The following is an 18,830-nucleotide window of genomic DNA, read 5'->3' as shown; positions in this document are numbered from 1 at the left end:
TTTTTTATTAAGAAAAAACCAGCCTACAAAGTAGACTGGTTAGTTTTTATTTTTAGCGGTTGAACTTGCATCATTACGTTCCCCGAGTTCATTAATATCTAAATGTTCTCTTAATGTTGTTTTAATTTCATCCACATTATTCTGGTCTAATTGATAGTAATAACCATGGTCTGTCCACAAATCTGAACCTTGTAGAACTAAGGAATCAACTTGTAATTTTTGACCAGAAGTTGCGTAATCGTGTAATGAAATCATTTCTCCAAATGATAAATTCGTTGTGATATTGTCACCTAATGCTGTAATTACATCACTATACTTTGTAATCGAACTAAATGATGCTGCTTTTTCAATGATTGCCTTTAGAACAAGTTGTTGCCTTTTCCCGCGTTCAATATCATTGTCGATTTTCCGGGTTCTTGCTAATGCTAATGCCTGCTCTCCATCTAAATGCTGCAGTCCTTTTTCTAGATGAATCGCATCCTTTTCATCCTTACTATTTTGCTCCGAAAAGGAAACAGGTACATCAACTTGAACTCCACCAAGAGCGTCTACAACATCGATAAATGCTTCAAAGTTCATACGGACCATATAGTCTACAGGTATATCGAAAAGTTCTTCTACCGTTGCAATCGTACCATCTGCACCGTTATATGCGTGTGCGTGGTTGATTTTATCCTCAACCCCTCTAATCGGGTCATATACAAGGGAATCACGAGGAATGCTGACCATTTTGACAGACTTTTGCGATTCATTTAACGTTGCTAAAATTAAAGCATCTGTTCTTGTATCATCACCCATCGACCTTTTGTTACTATCATCTATACCCATAAATAAAATGGAGATGTTATCATGCTTCGGGTCGACCGGATCAATTCTCTTTTCAGATTTTCCACCTCTATTTAATTCTGTTTGTGAATCTGCAGCAGCATCAGCTGCTTGCTTCACCAAATAGGCTCCGTAAACTCCAACAGCTATGATTATTAGTAACAATGGAATAAATATAGTAAGTATAATTCTTTTTCTACGCTTTCGCTTTTTTAACTGGGCTCTTTGCGCTTTTTTTGCCATTCTTCTTTTCTCCTCAATTTAAGATAAATTATCTTTCTACTTCTAAATATGTCACATTTCCCTCAAAAATATTGGCTTTTGCGTTAGTTAGTTCTGTCATCCACTCGGTAAATGTTTCCTTTTTATCTTCTTCAACAAATACTTCAATTTCAACATCTTCTAGATAATGAATATCTTTTAATTGATAATGGGATGATCGGACCTCGTTTTCTACTTTTCCAAGTAGTGGATATTCAAATTTAGCATGCATTACCCTCGTAAGTCTTCTTTCAACCATACCAATATAATCAAGACCTTCAGAAGTTGCTTTTCCGTAGGCACGAATAAGTCCACCTGCACCTAATTTTATTCCTCCAAAGTACCTAGTTATGACTACTACTGTATCTTTTAATGATTTTTTCTTTAAGACTTCCAATATTGGAACACCTGCAGTGCCACTTGGTTCACCATCGTCGTTTGCTTTTTGAATTTGATCATGTTCACCGATGAGATAGGCAGAACAATTATGAGTTGCATCCCAGTATTTCTTTTTTATTTTATTGATAAACTCTTGTGCTTCTTCCTCGGTTGTAGCACGCTCGATAGAGGCAATAAAACGGGATTTTTGTATAATTATTTCATGTTCTCCATACCCTTTTACGGTATAATAATGTAACAGCATAGCCGTATTATACCTCCTAAGAAAGTTGACAAAACACACAATTAGACATTTTGTACATTCTTCTATTATAAATCGACATATTTTGTACTTCAATGATTTGTTTTTACTAGTTCATGGTAAGTACATTAACATGCTGACGAGGTGTAAGGTAAAATGAAAAAAACTGTAATAGGAATTGGAACCTTTGTATTACTATGTGGTATAGGGTTTATGCTTTTAAATGATCAGAAACACGTGGAAGATGAACAGACGATTCGTGCAAAGAACCCGGAGCTGTTCGTAGATAGTAGTAAGTCAAAAAAAGCATTACCCGTTACAGGTACTGGAAAGAAAACGACTGCAGGGGATGATGTAGTGACAGGTCTTGAAACTTCATTAGTGAAAAAGGAAAATGAAAATACTCTGCAATTTTTGTTTGAAATCAAAAATAGCAGTGAACAAAAACGTATTCTACAATTTACGAGCAGCCAAAAATACGAGTATGAGATTTACAAGGGAACAGAGTTGGTAGAACGTTTTTCTGATGGGAAAAGTTTTATGCAGGTCTTAAAGGATGTTGCAATAGCGCCAAATGAAACAGTATCTTTTGATATACAGGTTTCAAACTTATCAAAGGGAAAATATACGATTATCGTTTGGCCAGTCGCTAAAGGGGTTGCACAATTACGAGAACAACTTGATTTTACAGTGGATTAACTAGAAGTATTAAAGCGCATTGGGATAGCTCAATGCGCTTTTATTATGAGTATAAATGCACTTATATAGAAGTTTGTCGGTATTTGTCCGATATTGTAGTAAATAATTAAAATTATTAGAAAATAGTTGAAATTTGCTAGTAATTGTTTGACTATTGCCTATATTTTAACTAAACTAAACTAGTAAAATATTGTTATTTTGGAAAGGAGAGGATTATTTTAATAGAGAGATTCATAGATACATATTTTTAAATTTTTCTAAATTTACAATTTGTAGGGGGGAATCTTGGTCGTGAAGAAAACGTTAGTACTCGTATTAGCATTATTAATGTTATTTGCTAATACAGCAATGGCTGCTGTGGGACCAGTAAAAGAGTCAACGAGAGCGAAAAATGTTGATCTGAAAACATCATTTAGTAAAGACGACACTGCAAAATATGATGCAGATGAAAAAGTTCGTGTTATTGTTGAAGTTGAAGGCGCTCCAGCAATTGAATATGCAACTAAACAAGGGAAAAAGTTCAGCGAGCTTTCTGAGTCAAAGAAAGCGGAACTTCATAACCAAGCGTTATCTGTTCAAAATGCAGTAAAGTCCAAACTTACTTCTAAAAAAGTAAATATGGAATTCAAAGAAAATTTCACAACCGCTTTCAATGGTTTCAGCGGAATTGTTGAATATGGAAAAATAGCTACAATTGAAAAACTCGATGGAGTAGTAAATGTAACTATTACAAACGAATATAAACGTCCAACTGAAAAACCAGAAATGAAATACTCGAAAGAGCTTGTCGAAGCTCAAAGAGCATGGGACGAATATGGATATAATGGTGAAGGAATGATTGTCGGTGTAATTGACTCTGGTATCGATCCTTCTCATAAAGATATGATTTTAACTGACGGAACAAAAGCAGCATTATCAAAGGAAGAAGTTGAGGCAAAGGTTGCTGATAACAATCTTCCAGGAAAGTTTTACACTGGAAAAGTACCATATGGTTATAACTATATGGATAAAAACTCCGAAATCCGTGATCTTGGACCAGGCGCTTCTATGCATGGTATGCACGTATCAGGTACTGTAGGTGCTAATGGAGACGAAGATAACGGTGGTATTAAAGGAGTTGCTCCAGAAGCACAAATTCTAGGTCTTAAAGTATTTGGAAATGACCCTGAAATGGGATCAACATGGGGCGATATTTACATTAAAGCCATTGACGATGCAATTATTTTAGGTGTAGATGTTATTAACATGAGTTTAGGTTCAACGGCTTCATTCGTAAATGCAGATGATCCTGAACAACAAGCAATTGCAAGAGCAGTTGAAAATGGTGTTGTTATGTCTATTTCTGCTGGTAACTCAGCTCATTTAGGAAATGGTTATTACAACCCATATGCATCAAATCCTGATATTGGTGTAGTAGGATCACCTGGTCTGTCTTATGACTCAATTCAAGTAGCTTCACTTGATAATGCTTACATGGATATGGATGCTGTTACCGTCTCAATTGATGGTGAAGAAGCTGGATTATTGACATTCATGTCAGCAGGTAATGTTCATCCTAACGATGTAGATACAAAGACATTTGAGATTGTAGCAGCTGGTCTTGGTGGACCAACTGATTTTGATGGAATTGATGTTGCAGGAAAATATGTACTTATCCAACGTGGTGAGCATTCATTTGTAGATAAGGCGTTAAATGCTCAAAACGCTGGAGCAGCTGGTGTTATTATTTACAATAACACGACTGGTTACGTTAGCATGGCAACTGATAATGCAATTGTGATTCCACAATTATTCATGCTAATGAATGATGGAGACACATTAAAAGAGCAATTAGATGCAGGAGCTAAGGTAACAGTAAGCTTCGAAGGAGAAAAGAAAACAGCTCAAAACCCAACTGGTGGTAAAATGTCTGATTTTACATCATGGGGTGTAACACCAAATTTAGACTTCAAACCTGAAATTACTGCTCCAGGTGGAAATATTTTATCAACTTTTAATGATGATCAGTACGGTACAATGAGTGGTACTTCAATGGCTTCTCCGCATGTAGCCGGTGGTTCAGCACTTGTTCTTCAACGGGTTCAAGAGGAGTTTGCTGAATTAGAAGGAAAAGCTAAGGTTGAAATGGCGAAAAAAATTCTGATGAATACTGCAAAACCGGTTCGCGACCAAGGTACAATCAACACTATGTTTGAATTCGATAATCCTTATTCTCCTCGCCGTCAAGGTGCTGGTCTCATGCAATTACATGCAGCTTTAAGCACACCAGTTGTTGTGACAGAGAAAGAAAAAGGTGAAGCGAAAGTTGCCCTTAAGGAAGTTGGGGACAAATTCAATTTCACACTAGAAGCTAAAAACTATAGTGATGAAGCTGTAACATATGATGTAGCTGCTAACGTTCAAACAGACCTATCTCTATTTGGTCTATTAGGATATGCTGCTAATGAGTTAGAAGCCCAAGAGCTTGTTGATGCTAAGGTAACTCTTAATGGTGGAAAATCAACTGTAAAAGTTCCAGCAAATAGTACTGCAACTATTAAAGTTGAGATTGACCTATCACAAGCAAAGGTACTAAACGAAAATGCAAGTGATTATGTAAAACCTGAAGAAATCTTCCCTAATGGATATTTTGTAGAAGGTTTCGTTACGTTGACTGACAAAAGTGATGTAAATCCTAAACTTTCAGTACCTTACGTTGGATTCAAAGGTGACTGGAATGCTGCACCTGTTCTAGATGAATTAGCATATGATGATCATAATTCGTTCTACGAGCAAGCAGGTATGTTATATACAGGTTCAGATGGATATTATTACTTAGGCTATAATCCAATCACAGAAGAAAATGAAAAAGCAAGAATTGCCATTTCGCCAAACGGTGATGGCGTGCAAGATGATGCATTCCCAATCCTATCATTCTTGCGTAATGCGAAACTAGTAGAATATAGCATACTAGATTCAGATAAAAAGGAATTACGTAAATTACGTTCTGAGACGAATGTACGAAAAAATTACTTTGATGGTGGTTTAGGGCTTCCATACACATTCAATTCTGCAAATGCATGGGATGGAAAAGTGAACAAAGAAATGGTTGCGGATGGTAAGTATTACTACCAAGTAGCAACTACAATTGACTTCCCTGGTAAAGAGGCTCAAAAGCTTCAAATCCCTGTAGTTGTTGATACAGTGGCACCAACTGTTACTGGATCAATTGAAGAGGATGTCGTAAAAATCAATGCAAATGATGAACTTTCTGGTGTTAATTATATTGAAGTGTTAATTGACGGTGATTCTTTAGGAATCGTTTCTGCTAACACTAAAGAATTTGAATTAGAAGAGGCTGTTACTTCAGATTCTGAATTAGTATTATTAGCTGTTGATAATGCAGGTAACGAAACAGAATTCAGTTCAAATGTTGCAAAAGATAAAACAGCTCCAGTAATCGAAGTTAAGACACCTGAGACATTCTCAATTCATAATACAGATCAAGTCACAGTGGCTGGTTTTGTAAAAGATGAATCAGCAATTTCTAAGTTTACAGTTCAAGGTAAAGATGTTGCTCTTGAGAAAGTTTCTGAAGGCGAATATTCGTTTACAACTACAATTACTCTACCTGATGGTGCTAACGAAATTGCAGTTGTCGCTAAGGATAGTAATGGAAATGAAACAAATTTATCGAATAGTAGAATGATTTTTGTAGATACATCAGCTCCTGTAATTGATGTAGATGTACCAGTATTCGTCGATCACAATGTTAAGTCTGTTGACTTAACAGCAACTCTTAAAGATAATGCAGAAGAGCTTCGTTACTTCGTAAATGAAAACGAAGAATTCTATCAAGAATTACCAGGATATGACATGAAGCCATTCAGTAAAGTTGTTACGACTAAGGTTGCATTAAAGCCGGGTAATAACGTATTTGAATTAAAACTTGTTGACCTAGCTGGTAATACAACTGAAAAAACAGTTGAAGTATACCGAAATGAATCCGAATCACGTGTTGATCGATTAAGTGGAACAACTCGCTATTCAACTTCAGTTGAAATCAGTAAAGCGGGTTGGGAAAAATCAGAAACTGTGGTTTTAGCACGTGGAGATAACTTTGCAGATGCCATTACTGGTGCTCCGTTAGCTAAAAAGTTTGATGCACCACTTCTTTTAACGAAGCCAACAGCAGTATCTTCTGACGTAATGGCTGAAATTGAAAGATTAGGTGCCAAGACTGTGTATGTATTAGGTGGAGAAGCAGCAATATCTTCTGATGTTGTAAAACAATTAGAAAACAAAGGCATTAAGGTAAATCGAGTTTCTGGTAAGAACCGTTATGAAACTTCAGTTGCCGTTGCACACTTGGTTGCTCCAAATGGTGCAAATGAAGCTGTTGTGGCAAATGGTCAAAACTTCCCAGACGCACTTGCTGTATCTGCTTATGCTGCAAACAATGGCATTCCTGTTCTATTAACAGGTAATAAAGAATTGCATGACGCTACAGCTAAGGCTCTAGATAAGCTAGGCGTTACAAAAACAGTTGTAGTAGGAGGAAAGGCAGTTGTGTCTAACGATGTTCTAGTAGAACTTCCACGCCCAACTCGTCTATCCGGTAAGACAAGATATGAAACAGCACTTGCAATTGCTGAATACTTTGAAGTAGACGGCTTCCACTATTATGTTGCAACTGGTACTGACTTTGCTGATGCATTATCTGGAGCTGCACTAGCTGCTAAAAATAATGCTGGTATCGTATTAGTTGGTAACAAAGTAGACAAAGGTGTAGCTAACTTCTTAAATGAAAATGCAAAGACTGCTACATTAATCGGTGGAACAAATGCAATTAGCAATTCTGTGTTAGACCAAATCAATAAATTATTAAAATAATAGTGTAGTGGATTAGGTGAAAAGGCTGTCTGAATCAGGCGGCCTTTTCATTTTGTTTTCATTTGAATTTCTAACAAACAATCTAAAAGAAGTCCCCCTTCCATTTGAGGTATGAATACCCAGTTGTAGTAGTAACTTTGTAATCATAATTTCATGTTTTTGATACATTTTTCCTGTATAATAGATACAGTATTGGATTCTGCCTTACATTAAATATCAAGTGGGATAATATATTGACTATATAGATGACTTATATAATGGAGGTGGAAAAAATGGCCACCAAAGGGCTTGATATTAAGGTTCTTGATTCAATTTTGGAAAAAATGGTGAATACCGTTGATTATAGTAAAGAAGAAATTTTTCGCATTGGTGAGCAATCACGCAATGAATTTTTATCCTTGACGGATGAGTTAAAGGATATTAAGGAACGAGTTGGCGTGATTATTGATAAAGCGGATAAGCTGGAAACCCATGCAAGATTTGCGCGTAAGCGGCTCTCTGAGGTTAGCAGCCATTTTAATAAGTATTCTGAAGAAGAAATTCGGAATGCATATGAGAAGGCTCATGATTTGCAGATGCAATTGACTGTAGTCAGGCAGGAGGAAAAACAGCTTCGTGATCGCCGTGATGAATTAGAAAGACGTTTGGTTGGCTTAAATGAGACGATTGAACGTGCGGATCATCTTGTTGGTCAGATTTCAGTTGTTCTGAATTATTTAAATAGCGATTTTAAGATAGTTGGAGAAATGATAGAGGATGCGAAGCAGAAGCAGGACTTCGGCTTGAAAATTATTGAGGCACAGGAAGAAGAGCGTCGGAAACTTTCTCGAGAAATCCATGATGGACCAGCCCAAATGCTTGCGAATGTGATGCTACGCTCACAAATTATTGATAAGGTCTACCGGGAAAGCCCTGAACAAGGTGTTAAGGAAATACATGATCTACGTAAAATGGTGCGTTCCGCGTTATATGAGGTGCGCCGGATTATTTATGATTTGCGTCCAATGGCCTTGGATGATCTTGGATTAATTCCGACCCTCAAAAAATACCTGTCTACTATCGAAGAATATAACGGCGAGACTAAAATTTCATTTGTGTTTATCGGATCAGAGCAGCGAATACCGTCAAAATTTGAGGTCGCACTATTCCGGTTAGTACAGGAAGCTGTTCAAAACTCACTAAAGCATGCGGCAGCAAAAGAAATTGTTGTTAAGCTAGAACTAAGTAGAAATCATGTAACGGTCGTTGTGAAAGACAATGGAAAAGGCTTTGACATTCGTGAGAAAAAGAAGGACTCATTTGGGTTAATCGGAATGCGTGAGCGGGTCGATTTACTAGATGGTCACCTTACCATTGATTCAAGTATCGGAGCAGGAACAATAGTGATGATTCAAGTACCAATTGAAGTTTGATTTTTTAGGGGAATATGTCGAATATAGATGCGAATTTTGACGGAGTTTGTCCCTTTTTCATAGTGCGAGGTACTAGTGATTTTTACCATGATACGTTACAAGAATTGGTCTATTTTAAATGAACTACTAGATATTATAGCAAACTCATATGAAAACTAGTAAATTTTATTCGTTGATACTGCTAAAGGCGTATTGACCGAAATTGCCTCAATTGTCAAAATGAAAGGGGGAGGCGTTAGTACATGAAAACAAGCATAGTTATTATTGATGATCACCAATTATTTCGAGAAGGTGTAAAAAGAATACTAGATTTTGAACCAACCTTTCAAGTGGTTGCAGAGGGTGACGATGGGGAACAGGCGCTAGCATTAATTGAAGAACATAAGCCTGATGTAGTCATCATGGACATCAACATGCCAAACTTGAATGGAATTGAAGCAACGAAACAATTAATAGACACTTACCCTGATACGAAGATTATTATTTTATCAATTCACGATGATGAAAGCTATGTGACGCATGCCCTTAAAACTGGAGCAACAGGTTATTTATTAAAAGAAATGGATGCGGATTCTCTAGTAGAAGCGGTTAAAGTCGTCGCAGAAGGTGGATCTTACTTGCATCCAAGGGTTACACATAATTTAGTAAAAGAATTTCGTCGACTTGCTGTTGCAAGTGGCCAATCGGTTACAACGAATTCGTATACAGAGATGGAGGTTCGCCGCCCATTGCATCTGTTAACAAGACGTGAATGTGAGGTTCTTCAACTATTAACTGATGGACGAAGCAACCGTGGTATTGGTGACGACCTATATATTAGTGAAAAAACGGTTAAAAACCACGTAAGTAACATCTTGCAAAAAATGAACGTAAACGATCGTACTCAGGCTGTTGTTGTTGCAATTAAGAATGGCTGGGTAGAAGTTAGATAAATGAATAGTTTGAAAGCGAAGCTGAGCTCTTTTTTTAGGGTTTGGCTTTTTTGTTTTTTAAAGAGTAAGTAGTGACGAGTAAAGACCTAGAAAAATAAAATGAAATTTGGAAATTGTGTAAATTATTACAAACTATATGGTAAAATATTCATAGTTTGCTTTTTTGCGGTATCTATTTAATGTGTGAACGCATAAAAATATGTATGGGGGAAGAAAACGTTAAACTATGAATAAAACAAAAGTTGGTATTTCAATTATAAGTTTGGTCATTGTTTTAGGGATACTTGTTTATCTTACGGAGGCAATTGGCTCGAGAAATGAAAGAGTAGGTAATGAAACAGATAAAGCAATTGAGGAAAAAGCTCGTAAAAAAGAGGAAAGCAAAGATGACTCTGATCCGGAACAAGTAAAAGAAAATCCAGAAACACAGATAAAAACCATGGAAGTAGCTGCAACAGTGGAAGAACAAAAGAAAGAGGAACCAGCTGATGAACTTGCAGACAAACAATCCGCTCCAGAAAAACCAGTATTTATTCCAGTTAAACAGCGGGATAAAGGAGAAAAGGTCAAAGAAATACAAAAGTTACTAAATAAATTCGGTTATTCTGTATCTGAGGATGGGAATTTTGGCCCTCAAACAACAGAAGTGGTGAAGGATTTTCAAAAGCAAACAAAACTAACCACAACAGGTGTCGTCAATGAAGAGACTTATCAAAAATTAGTTTCTCTTGAATCTACTAATCTAGCAGAGAGTTATCTCGCTGCTTTAGCAGAGAAAAAGAGAATAGAAGAACAAAAGAAAAAAGAAGAGGAAGAACGAAGGAAAAAACAAGCCGCCATTGAAAAGGGAAATGAAATGTTTATACCAGTAAAAAAGATTATGCAAAAGCCTGCATTGCCGAATGGTTGTGAAATTACATCTTTAACTAGCATACTTAATTACCATGGGCACAACGTTTCACATACAGTTATGGCAGACAATTATTTACCAAAGAAACCTTTTACATATGAAAATGGAAAACGTTTTGGAGCTAATCCATATGAATATTATGTAGGCGATCCAAGGCAACAAACTGGTGGTTGGTACAGTTATGCGCCTCCAATCGTGGCTGCTGGGAATAAGTATTTAAGTGAACAAGGAAGTGCGAAAAAAGCAGTTGATATTACGGGTAGTAGTAAAGAGCAAATTTTAAATTACATTAAAAACGGAACCCCTGTTGTAATGTGGGTTACACTTGATTTAAGTAAGCCTAAGGTTAATTCACATTGGTATTTACAAGGTTCTGGAGAATATTACGCAGCAACTACAAATTTACATGTTGTTGTATTAAACGGGGTTATAGGCAATAAAGTTCATGTTATGAATCCGTTGGCTGGACAAGTAACTTATAATTTGGATGCATTTTTTAATAGCTATCATCAAATGGGTAAACATGCGGTTATTGTTCAGTAATGTAAAGGTGTAAATTGTAAGGGGATACAAAACGTAGGTAGTCTAGTAGATGATCTCTGTATTTGAACAGGGTTCATCTTTTTTTGATTTTAATGGGTGTTTTTTGTCTATTTTTGTTGAAAAAATTCAAATTATGTCGATATTTAGTATGTTGATAGAACTAATTTATATATTATCCATACAAAACAGAAAGGAAAATTCAACGATGAAAAACAACCAAGAAAAGTCTAAACGAAGTAAATTCTTTACTTTTACAATTAAGAAGAAGTTGTATCTTACCTTTATTTTCATCATCTTATTGCCAAGTTTTACAATTGGGTTTATATCTTACGCTAACGCTCAAAAGGAAATAAAAGATGAAATACTCGCCAGCTCTTCTGCTAATGTGAATCTCCTTGATAATTTTATTACAGATGACTTATCTTCAAAGATCGCAGATGTTGAGTATTTCGTATCTAGACTTAATGCAAAATCTTTTGTTGAATCAGAAGTTCCAAACACGATTCAGACATTTAAACAATATTCGCTTTTACATCCTGAAATTGTAACAGTTTTTTCAGGAACCAAAGATGGAAAAATGTTTTTATATCCTGATGCTAATCTCCCTAAAGATTTTGATCCAAGAGAAAGGGATTGGTACAAACAAGCCAATGCTACTCCAGGAAAGACAATCATAACAGAGCCTTATGAGGATTTAGCGACTGGCGACATCCTTGTGACTGTAGCACAAGTGATAAAGGATGGTTCTGGTGTTATTGGTCTAGACATTAACTTAGAATCACTAAAGAAAATTACATCAAGCGTTAAAATTGGTGAGAATGGATATGCGTTCATCCTGACTGCACAAAAAAATACTTAGTCGACCCAACTCAAAAAGTGGGTTCAGAACCACAAGGGGAAACCTATAGCAAATTAATCTACGAAAAGCAAAGTGGAATCCTATCCGATGAATTTCAGGGCAATAAATATGAAACGACCTTTGTCACGAACGAACTTACTGGTTGGAAAATTGCAGGCGTGATGGAACAAGGTGAGATTGATAAAGCAACTGAAGGTATTCTTCAAACCACATTTCTTGTAGTAGGCATTTTTATTTTAATTGGAATTGTTATCGCCATTTTAATTGTAAGAAGCATTACAAAACCTCTAAATTTATTAGTAAACATTACGGACAAGGTAAGTAATGGGGACCTCACTCAATCAATAAAAGTGAAAAACAATGATGAGGTAGGACAGTTAGGAAATAGCTTTAATAAGATGTTGGTATCATTGAGGGAACTTTTAACACATGTAGAGGAAAAATCACAGCTTTTAGCAGCATCCTCTGAAGAATTGACTGCTAGCTCGGAACAAAATACGCAAGCAACTGAGCAAGTGGCAAATGCAATTCAAGAAGTGGCAGCAGGTACGAATCACCAGACTGAAATGGTAAAAGAAACAACAGAAGTGATTAAAGAAATGTCAGCAGGAATCAATCAAATTAAACTGAATGCGCAAAATGTATCAATCACATCTGGTGAAGCATTAACAATCGTTTCAAATGGTGAACAATCCATACAGCATTTAGTACAACAAATGAATAATATTAGTGGATCGGTAACAGATCTAGGAACAGTGATTACTTCATTAGGTCAACGATCAGAAGAAATTAATCAAATTGTGAATGTCATTTCTGAAATCGCAGGGCAAACAAATCTACTAGCCTTGAATGCAGCAATTGAAGCAGCACGAGCTGGAGAACATGGTAAAGGCTTTGCGGTAGTGGCAGACGAGGTAAGAAAGTTAGCCGAACAATCTGCCAAATCAACAGAAAGTATTCGTGAGTTAATTTCATCTATTCAAGATGATACAAAACAAGCAGTAGAATCTATGAATAAAGGAACACAGGAAACCGAAAAAGGAATCCGTGTTGTAAGTGACACTGGAAATTCCTTTAAAGAAATCCAACAATTCGTAGATGTAGTAACCTCCCAAATCCAAGAGGTATCCGCTTCTATCGAACAGTTGGCACAAGGCGCTCAACATGTGGTTGAATCAGTCAGTGAAATTGATGAAATCGCAAGTAAAACAACAGGACAAAGCCAAGATGTCTCAGCTGCAACTGAAGAACAATTGGCATCCATGCAGGAAATTGCTTCATCTGCAGCAACTCTGTCGCAAATGGCTGAGGAATTGCAGGAATTGATCATGAGATTTAAGTTATAAGTTTTTAAAGGACTGGTCCTAAACATGTTTAGGATCAGTTTTTTTGAAATATGACATGATTAAGTATGTTTAACATGATAAAAGTAAATACAAGTGATTATTTTAGAAGAGTGGACTTCGTTTTTGACAAACAAGTGACATCCCCGTCCATTTCATTTAAAATGGAAATTATAAAGAAACAGGACAGGAAGGTAAAAAGTATGAAAACGGCGATTGTAACGGATAGTACAGCTTACATACCAAAGGAACTTCGTGAAGAACTCAATATACATATGATTCCGCTAAGTGTCGTATTTGGCGAGGAAAGCTATCGTGAGGAAGTCGATATTACAGCAGAAGCCTTCTACGATGAACTTAAGGCTCGAAAGGATTTACCAACGACTTCACAGCCACCCATTGGTGAATTTGTTGAGCTTTTCGAAAAGTTAGGACAAGAAAATGATGCGATTATCAGCATTCATCTTTCAAGTGGAATTAGCGGGACCTACCAAGGCGCAATTACAGCTGGTGACATGGTAGAAGGTGTAAGGGTGTATGCTTTTGACTCTGAAATCAGTTGTATTGTACAAGGGTTTTACGCACTTGAGGCGGCGGAAATGGCGAATGAAGGAAAGCCCGTAGAAGAAATTGTGGCTAGGCTAGATGAGATTAAGAAATCTGTTCGTGCTTATTTTATGGTAGATGACTTAACAAACCTTCAACGTGGAGGCCGGTTAAGCAGTGCTGCAGCTTTCGTCGGTAGCTTGCTTCAAGTAAAACCCATACTATGTTTTGAGGATAAAGTGATTGTTCCTTTCGAAAAAATTCGCACACGTAAAAAAGCGTTGAACCGTGTGTTTGAATTGTTTGATGAAGATGCTAGTAAAGGAGTTCCGATGCGAGCAGCTTTGATCCATGGAAATATCGAGGTAGAAGCGAAGGAATTAAAGGCTGAACTTGAAAAAAAATACCCACATGTTGAATTTTTACTGAGTTATTTTGGACCGGTTATTGGGACTCATCTTGGTGAAGGTGCGATTGGCTTGGGTTGGTATATGAAATAGAATTTTGGCGCCGTGCTTGGGTGCGGCGCTGTTTTTGGACAAAAAAAGAAATTAGGATGTGCTCCTAATTTTTATTTTTGAGGGGCTTTTTCTGGACTGTCCTCTACCTGAGCCTTTCGATACTCATAGCTACTGTATAGGCTAAGCACAACAAAATAGAGTAACAGCAGAGCGGTCCATATTGAAGACGTAATTTGGATTCTCTCTTGAAATATAACTACCATTGCTCCTATAAGTAGAATCGAACCGATGCAAAGCAACATTCCATGCTTTATGATCCATTTCATCATTTCAATCCCCTACCTTTCACTATTTTAATCTCCCCCAAAATTGGATTGTTAAACATAAAATTATGGAAAAAAGTAGAATCCAGTCATCTGCAAGTACTCAATCTGGTGATATCGATGTAAAAATTGATTATATCGGTCCAATTTATAAATTAACCGCCCGTAATCTGAATATATCAACCAAAACTTCTTAAAACATGTCGCCTAAAATTTTTGAATATATTATCCAAATAAAAAATGGAGGTTATTTATGAGATTTTTACTAAAAAATGAAATGTTAATTCCTGAAGCATTATCGGACAAGTCTGGTGCCAAGCGGATATCCGAACACAAATCCAGCTATCCACAATCATTCAATCCCATATTTAAGTATTCCTCTGAACTTCAACGACTACTCTATGGCAAACAACTCCTACTTGAAGAAATCCCCTTTCCCTTTGAAGACATACACAATCACTATTTAAATGGTTTTTTACAATATAGAAAATGCATCGAGAAAATGAAAGACGGCTATTTTTGTGTTCGATGTGGAAACTCTGATCAAAAGTTGTTTGCGTCATTTAGTTGTGCAAGATGCAGGCAGGAATGCGCTTATTGCAGGAAATGCATAAATATGGGACGGATGAGTCAGTGTACTGTTTTGGTGAGTTGGACAGGGCCAAGTCCTTTAAGTAAAATCCCTGAGAAGCCACTTGTATGGGATGGGACTCTTTCGGATGGACAGAAAAGAGCATCAACAGAGCTAATAAATACCGTTCAGGAAAATGACCAATTGCTAATCTGGGCTGTTTGTGGAGCGGGGAAAACAGAAATTCTTTTTGAGGGAATTGAAAATGCACTAAAGTCCGGTAAAAAGGTTTGCATTGCCACCCCACGAACAGATGTCGTCATCGAACTTGCTCCAAGGATAAAATCCGCATTTCCAGAGGTCGATGTCATCGCCTTATATGGCGGAAGTGAAGACCGTAACAAGGCTGCTCCTATTACACTCGCCACAACTCACCAACTACTCCGCTATTACAAGGCATTCGATATGATTATCATCGATGAAGTGGATGCTTTTCCGTATTCAGTGGAACCAATGCTTCAATATGCAGTCAACCAAGCGAAAAAGGACATCTCCTCCACCATCTGCCTCACTGCTACACCCAACCAGGCTTGGAAAAATGAAATTGCAAATGGTAAAAGAAAAGCCGTCACTATCCCGGCACGTTATCACCGCCATCCATTACCAGTTCCAGAATTCGTGTGGTGCGGAAACTGGGAGAAGATGATGAAGAAGAAAAGACTGCCACGAAATGTGCTGGCATGGATCAAGGAACATTTAAATGTTGGCAAACAAGCCTTTTTATTCGTACCGCGAATTACTTATCTAGAAAGTATTGTTGATATCTTAAGGACGGTCGATATCCGAATTGCAGGAGTTCATGCTGAGGATTCTGACCGTAAAGACAAGGTAGCACGTTTCCGCTCCGGAGAAATTCCCATTCTTGTTACGACCACCATTTTAGAAAGAGGGGTAACAGTCCCAAACATTGACGTAGCCGTCATAGGTACGGAAGATAAAATTTTTACAGAGAGTGCCTTGGTTCAAATTTCGGGCAGAGTAGGACGAAGCGCTCAGTATCCTAACGGGGAAATTTTGTTTTTTCATTATGGGAGAACAAAAGAAATGATTAAGGCCAAACAGCATATTGAAAATATGAATAACGAGGCTCTCCAAAACGGCTTTATAAATTGATTTCATAGTCCATTTTTAATATGATAAAAGGTAATGGACAAAGAACGGATTAGGTGGTGATTTCCAATGAAAAAGGTTGTTTATTCAATTGCACTTTTGTTAATTATCGGTGGAGTTTCATTGACAGGCTACTCGATTTTTCAAATTTGGGATTCGAATCAAGCTCAAAAAGAAGCATTGGTTCAGGCGGAAGAAATAGTATCCACACCTCCAGTCCAAGAAGCTGTGGAAAAGGAAATTATGATTCCAACTTACGAAAAAGGTGAGACAATGGGAGTTTTAGAGGTCCCAAAGTTTGGTGAGAAAATGCCTATCATCGAGGGAACGGATGAAGAAGAACTCTCAAAAGGAGTTGGACATTATCTTGGAACCGCGCTACCAACACAAAATGACCAAATTGTCTTATCGGGCCACCGTGACACATTATTTAAGCGATTTGACGAACTCGAAATTGGTGACACTTTCGTTGTGAAATTAGAGTACGGTGACTTTACCTATGAAATTGTCGATACGAAAATTGTAGATGCGGACGACCGTACCATCATTAAATCAACTTCACCAAACGAGGAGCTAATAGTAACAACCTGTTATCCATTCGGATACCTCGGAGACGCACCATATCGATATATTTTTTATGGGAAAAAGGTACAAAATTAATATAAGTCATAGTTGAAAAGGGGATTTCCAAAAAATGCAATATGTGTGATAATAAACTCACATACATAGAATGGAGAGTTGGTTATGAGGGTTTTTAATGCAATGGAGCCACTGGTAGCTGAAGCTTTACATGAAAATTGGTCTGATATCAATATGCCTTGTAAATGTGACACATGCAAAAATGATGTGATTGCCATTACGTTAAATAGCTTAAAACCGCGTTATGTTTCTAAGGATTACGGTATGGCATTTGTGAAAGCACAATATTTTGATAAGCAGATGAAAGCTGATATGTATGTGAAAATTGGGGAGGCAGTCCGAAAGGTGGCCGAAAATCCTCAGTGTGAAAACTATAACTTTATTCCATCGAACTCACAGCTTTAATTTTAGAACAAGGTAATAAAGTATATATAATCAGTATAAAATACTTTGGAATAAAGTTAAGCCTCCGGCGGATGCCTCAGATTTTCAAAGGAAGTTTTTCGAGCAAGCTCGAAAAAATCTGGGCGCAAATACGCCATGGCGTATTTGATAAAGGAGTTAATCTATGTCTACTTGTTTACTATGCCACAATTCATTTGAAGAAGTGGATTCGTGGGCAACTTTATTTTCGTTAGCTGAGCCAGATCCGTTATGTTCTGTTTGCAGTGCTAAGTTTGAGAAAATTGAAGGTGAACTTTGTGAGATTTGTGGCCGTCCATTTACTGAGTTGTCTAGTGAGTATCGCAAAGGAAACCTCTGTTACGACTGTGTGCGGTGGGAAAAAGACCCACGTTGGCAGAGTGTGCTCACCAAGAATCGTTCGATTTACCTCTATAATGATTTTGCTAAAGAAGTCATTTCCCTCTACAAATTCCGCGGTGACTATGTCATTTCTTCTATTTTTAAAACACCTCTGAAAAAAACTTTCAAAACTTACTTTACATCTTCTCATTTTGTTGTTCCAATTCCATTAAGTGATGAGCGTTTATATGAACGTGGATTTAACCAGGCTGGTGCTTTGGCAAGATTATTGGATGTGCCTGTAAATGAAATCCTTGTGCGGGCCCATTTAGAAAAGCAGTCGAAAAAGGGCCGTGACGAACGTATTTCTGGTCAAAATGTGTTTCGAGTAATTGGTTCAGTCCAGGATAAAGACATTTTATTAGTGGATGATATTTATACGACAGGATCGACATTGCGTCATGCTGGGCAGGTGCTGTTAGAGGGGGGGGCTAAGACAGTATCGGCTTTGACGTTGATGAGGGGGTAACTTTTTCAAATATCTAACACTAAAAAATCCGTCAAATACTCCGATATAATAGTTAGAAATAAGGTGTTTGAGGAGAGAAACAACATGGCAGAACTAATGAATTGCCCAAACTGTGGCGGTCTTTTTGTAAAAACAAATATACGTGATGTATGTGAAAATTGTTATAAGGAAGAAAGCAAAGCGTTTGAAATGGTTTATAAATTTATTCGTAGAAGAGAAAACCGTACTGCAACCATTTTTGAAACGTCTGAAGGTACAGGCGTGGATGAAGAATTGATCATCAAGTTTATCCGTACTGGGCGCTTGCAGTTGGCACAATTCCCAAACCTTGGATATCCGTGTCAAAAATGTCGCACGATAATACGTGAAGGAAACTTATGCATCGACTGCACAAAAGAACTTCGTACGGAACTTTCGACCTTTGAAAAAGAACAAGAACGGATGAAAGAGTTAAAAGAACGCAATAAAAGTACATATTTTGCAGAGAAAAAATTCTAAACTTATTCGTGTTATTGCCGATATTAAAGATATAGTCTTGAAGTTCGGATAGA

The 18,830-nt window shown here is 37.1% G+C and carries 16 protein-coding genes and 1 pseudogene; 14 read left to right on the top strand and 3 right to left on the bottom strand.

All coding sequences use genetic code 11. The features are described 5' to 3' along the window. Positions 1 to 39 precede the first annotated feature (39 nt). Both BTHG_RS24765 and BTHG_RS11710 read right to left on the bottom strand, forming a co-directional pair. Positions 40 to 1,068 (bottom strand): LCP family protein, encoded by a 1,029-nt coding sequence (locus tag BTHG_RS24765; protein ID WP_010676934.1) that lies wholly within the window; start codon positions 1,066 to 1,068, stop codon positions 40 to 42. 28 nt (positions 1,069 to 1,096) lie between these two features. Then, on the bottom strand, positions 1,097 to 1,729 hold the full coding sequence (locus tag BTHG_RS11710; RefSeq protein ID WP_010676933.1) for a YigZ family protein: 633 nt from the start codon (positions 1,727 to 1,729) through the stop codon (positions 1,097 to 1,099). 153 nt (positions 1,730 to 1,882) lie between these two features. Between BTHG_RS11710 and BTHG_RS11705 the strand changes: the two genes are divergently transcribed. From BTHG_RS11705 to BTHG_RS11675, 9 genes and pseudogenes are all read left to right on the top strand, one after another. After that, on the top strand, positions 1,883 to 2,425 hold the full coding sequence (locus BTHG_RS11705) for a BsuPI-related putative proteinase inhibitor (RefSeq protein ID WP_010676932.1): 543 nt from the start codon (positions 1,883 to 1,885) through the stop codon (positions 2,423 to 2,425). 291 nt (positions 2,426 to 2,716) lie between these two features. Then, positions 2,717 to 7,297 carry a cell wall-binding repeat-containing protein gene (locus BTHG_RS24760; protein WP_010676931.1) on the top strand — a complete coding sequence of 1,527 codons (4,581 nt, stop codon included), beginning with the start codon at positions 2,717 to 2,719 and terminating at the stop codon, positions 7,295 to 7,297. 272 nt (positions 7,298 to 7,569) lie between these two features. Further along, positions 7,570 to 8,709 (top strand): sensor histidine kinase, encoded by a 1,140-nt coding sequence (locus BTHG_RS11695; RefSeq protein WP_010676930.1) that lies wholly within the window; start codon positions 7,570 to 7,572, stop codon positions 8,707 to 8,709. Positions 8,710 to 8,951: 242 nt separating this feature from the next. Beyond that, complete coding sequence (locus tag BTHG_RS11690; protein ID WP_010676929.1) at positions 8,952 to 9,641, top strand: response regulator; 690 nt, start codon at positions 8,952 to 8,954, stop codon at positions 9,639 to 9,641. A 226-nt stretch (positions 9,642 to 9,867) separates the two neighbouring features. Then, complete coding sequence (locus BTHG_RS25805) at positions 9,868 to 11,094, top strand: C39 family peptidase (RefSeq protein ID WP_010676928.1); 1,227 nt, start codon at positions 9,868 to 9,870, stop codon at positions 11,092 to 11,094. 49 nt (positions 11,095 to 11,143) lie between these two features. Beyond that, positions 11,144 to 11,953, top strand: coding sequence for a cache domain-containing protein (locus BTHG_RS27375; protein WP_010676927.1), 810 nt, complete (start codon positions 11,144 to 11,146; stop codon positions 11,951 to 11,953). Positions 11,954 to 12,114: 161 nt separating this feature from the next. Continuing rightward, positions 12,115 to 12,312 (top strand): annotated as a pseudogene (locus BTHG_RS27945) (HAMP domain-containing protein); the annotation flags it as partial. 39 nt (positions 12,313 to 12,351) lie between these two features. Beyond that, a complete protein-coding gene (locus tag BTHG_RS24750) occupies positions 12,352 to 13,299 on the top strand; it encodes a methyl-accepting chemotaxis protein (protein ID WP_408605277.1) in 948 nt (315 codons plus the stop codon). Between the two features lie 200 nt (positions 13,300 to 13,499). Continuing rightward, a complete protein-coding gene (locus BTHG_RS11675) occupies positions 13,500 to 14,342 on the top strand; it encodes a DegV family protein (RefSeq protein WP_010676925.1) in 843 nt (280 codons plus the stop codon). A 71-nt stretch (positions 14,343 to 14,413) separates the two neighbouring features. Here the strand turns inward: BTHG_RS11675 and BTHG_RS11670 are convergent, their stop codons facing one another. Then, positions 14,414 to 14,629, bottom strand: a complete 216-nt coding sequence (locus tag BTHG_RS11670) for a hypothetical protein (protein ID WP_010676924.1) — start codon at positions 14,627 to 14,629, stop codon at positions 14,414 to 14,416. 250 nt (positions 14,630 to 14,879) lie between these two features. Here BTHG_RS11670 and BTHG_RS11665 point away from each other — a divergent pair, with 250 nt between their 5' ends. From BTHG_RS11665 to BTHG_RS11645, 5 genes are all read left to right on the top strand, one after another. Next, positions 14,880 to 16,370: a DEAD/DEAH box helicase gene (locus BTHG_RS11665; protein ID WP_026021789.1), complete on the top strand. Its 1,491-nt coding sequence runs from the start codon at positions 14,880 to 14,882 to the stop codon at positions 16,368 to 16,370. Between the two features lie 66 nt (positions 16,371 to 16,436). Beyond that, the gene (locus BTHG_RS11660; protein ID WP_010676922.1) at positions 16,437 to 17,027 is read left to right on the top strand and encodes a class D sortase; all 591 of its coding nucleotides are present in this window, start codon (positions 16,437 to 16,439) and stop codon (positions 17,025 to 17,027) included. An 84-nt stretch (positions 17,028 to 17,111) separates the two neighbouring features. Continuing rightward, positions 17,112 to 17,411 carry a late competence development ComFB family protein gene (locus tag BTHG_RS11655; RefSeq protein ID WP_010676921.1) on the top strand — a complete coding sequence of 100 codons (300 nt, stop codon included), beginning with the start codon at positions 17,112 to 17,114 and terminating at the stop codon, positions 17,409 to 17,411. A gap of 163 nt (positions 17,412 to 17,574) precedes the next feature. Continuing rightward, positions 17,575 to 18,279 (top strand): ComF family protein, encoded by a 705-nt coding sequence (locus BTHG_RS11650; RefSeq protein WP_010676920.1) that lies wholly within the window; start codon positions 17,575 to 17,577, stop codon positions 18,277 to 18,279. Between the two features lie 84 nt (positions 18,280 to 18,363). Then, a complete protein-coding gene (locus tag BTHG_RS11645; protein ID WP_010676919.1) occupies positions 18,364 to 18,777 on the top strand; it encodes a TIGR03826 family flagellar region protein in 414 nt (137 codons plus the stop codon). Positions 18,778 to 18,830: the final 53 nt, after the last annotated feature.

It is taken from the genome of Bacillus timonensis (assembly GCF_000285535.1).
GTDB classification, from domain to species: domain Bacteria; phylum Bacillota; class Bacilli; order Bacillales; family Bacillaceae_L; genus Ferdinandcohnia; species Ferdinandcohnia timonensis.
The sequence above is the reverse complement of the archived record's forward strand: the minus strand, read 5'-3'. Positions and strand labels throughout refer to the sequence as shown.

Excerpts from the sequence above, each read along its gene's own strand:
- BTHG_RS24765 (WP_010676934.1), bottom strand. The coding sequence starts at position 1,068 with ATGGCAAAAAAAGCGCAAAGAGCCCAGTTAAAAAAGCGAAAGCGTAGA.
- BTHG_RS11710 (WP_010676933.1), bottom strand. The coding sequence starts at position 1,729 with ATGCTGTTACATTATTATACCGTAAAAGGGTATGGAGAACATGAAATA.
- BTHG_RS11705 (WP_010676932.1), top strand. The coding sequence starts at position 1,883 with ATGAAAAAAACTGTAATAGGAATTGGAACCTTTGTATTACTATGTGGT.
- BTHG_RS11695 (WP_010676930.1), top strand. The coding sequence starts at position 7,570 with ATGGCCACCAAAGGGCTTGATATTAAGGTTCTTGATTCAATTTTGGAA.
- BTHG_RS11690 (WP_010676929.1), top strand. The coding sequence starts at position 8,952 with ATGAAAACAAGCATAGTTATTATTGATGATCACCAATTATTTCGAGAA.
- BTHG_RS25805 (WP_010676928.1), top strand. The coding sequence starts at position 9,868 with ATGAATAAAACAAAAGTTGGTATTTCAATTATAAGTTTGGTCATTGTT.
- BTHG_RS27375 (WP_010676927.1), top strand. The coding sequence starts at position 11,144 with ATGATCTCTGTATTTGAACAGGGTTCATCTTTTTTTGATTTTAATGGG.
- BTHG_RS24750 (WP_408605277.1), top strand. The coding sequence starts at position 12,352 with ATGTTGGTATCATTGAGGGAACTTTTAACACATGTAGAGGAAAAATCA.
- BTHG_RS11675 (WP_010676925.1), top strand. The coding sequence starts at position 13,500 with ATGAAAACGGCGATTGTAACGGATAGTACAGCTTACATACCAAAGGAA.
- BTHG_RS11670 (WP_010676924.1), bottom strand. The coding sequence starts at position 14,629 with ATGAAATGGATCATAAAGCATGGAATGTTGCTTTGCATCGGTTCGATT.
- BTHG_RS11665 (WP_026021789.1), top strand. The coding sequence starts at position 14,880 with ATGAGATTTTTACTAAAAAATGAAATGTTAATTCCTGAAGCATTATCG.
- BTHG_RS11660 (WP_010676922.1), top strand. The coding sequence starts at position 16,437 with ATGAAAAAGGTTGTTTATTCAATTGCACTTTTGTTAATTATCGGTGGA.
- BTHG_RS11655 (WP_010676921.1), top strand. The coding sequence starts at position 17,112 with ATGAGGGTTTTTAATGCAATGGAGCCACTGGTAGCTGAAGCTTTACAT.
- BTHG_RS11650 (WP_010676920.1), top strand. The coding sequence starts at position 17,575 with ATGTCTACTTGTTTACTATGCCACAATTCATTTGAAGAAGTGGATTCG.
- BTHG_RS11645 (WP_010676919.1), top strand. The coding sequence starts at position 18,364 with ATGGCAGAACTAATGAATTGCCCAAACTGTGGCGGTCTTTTTGTAAAA.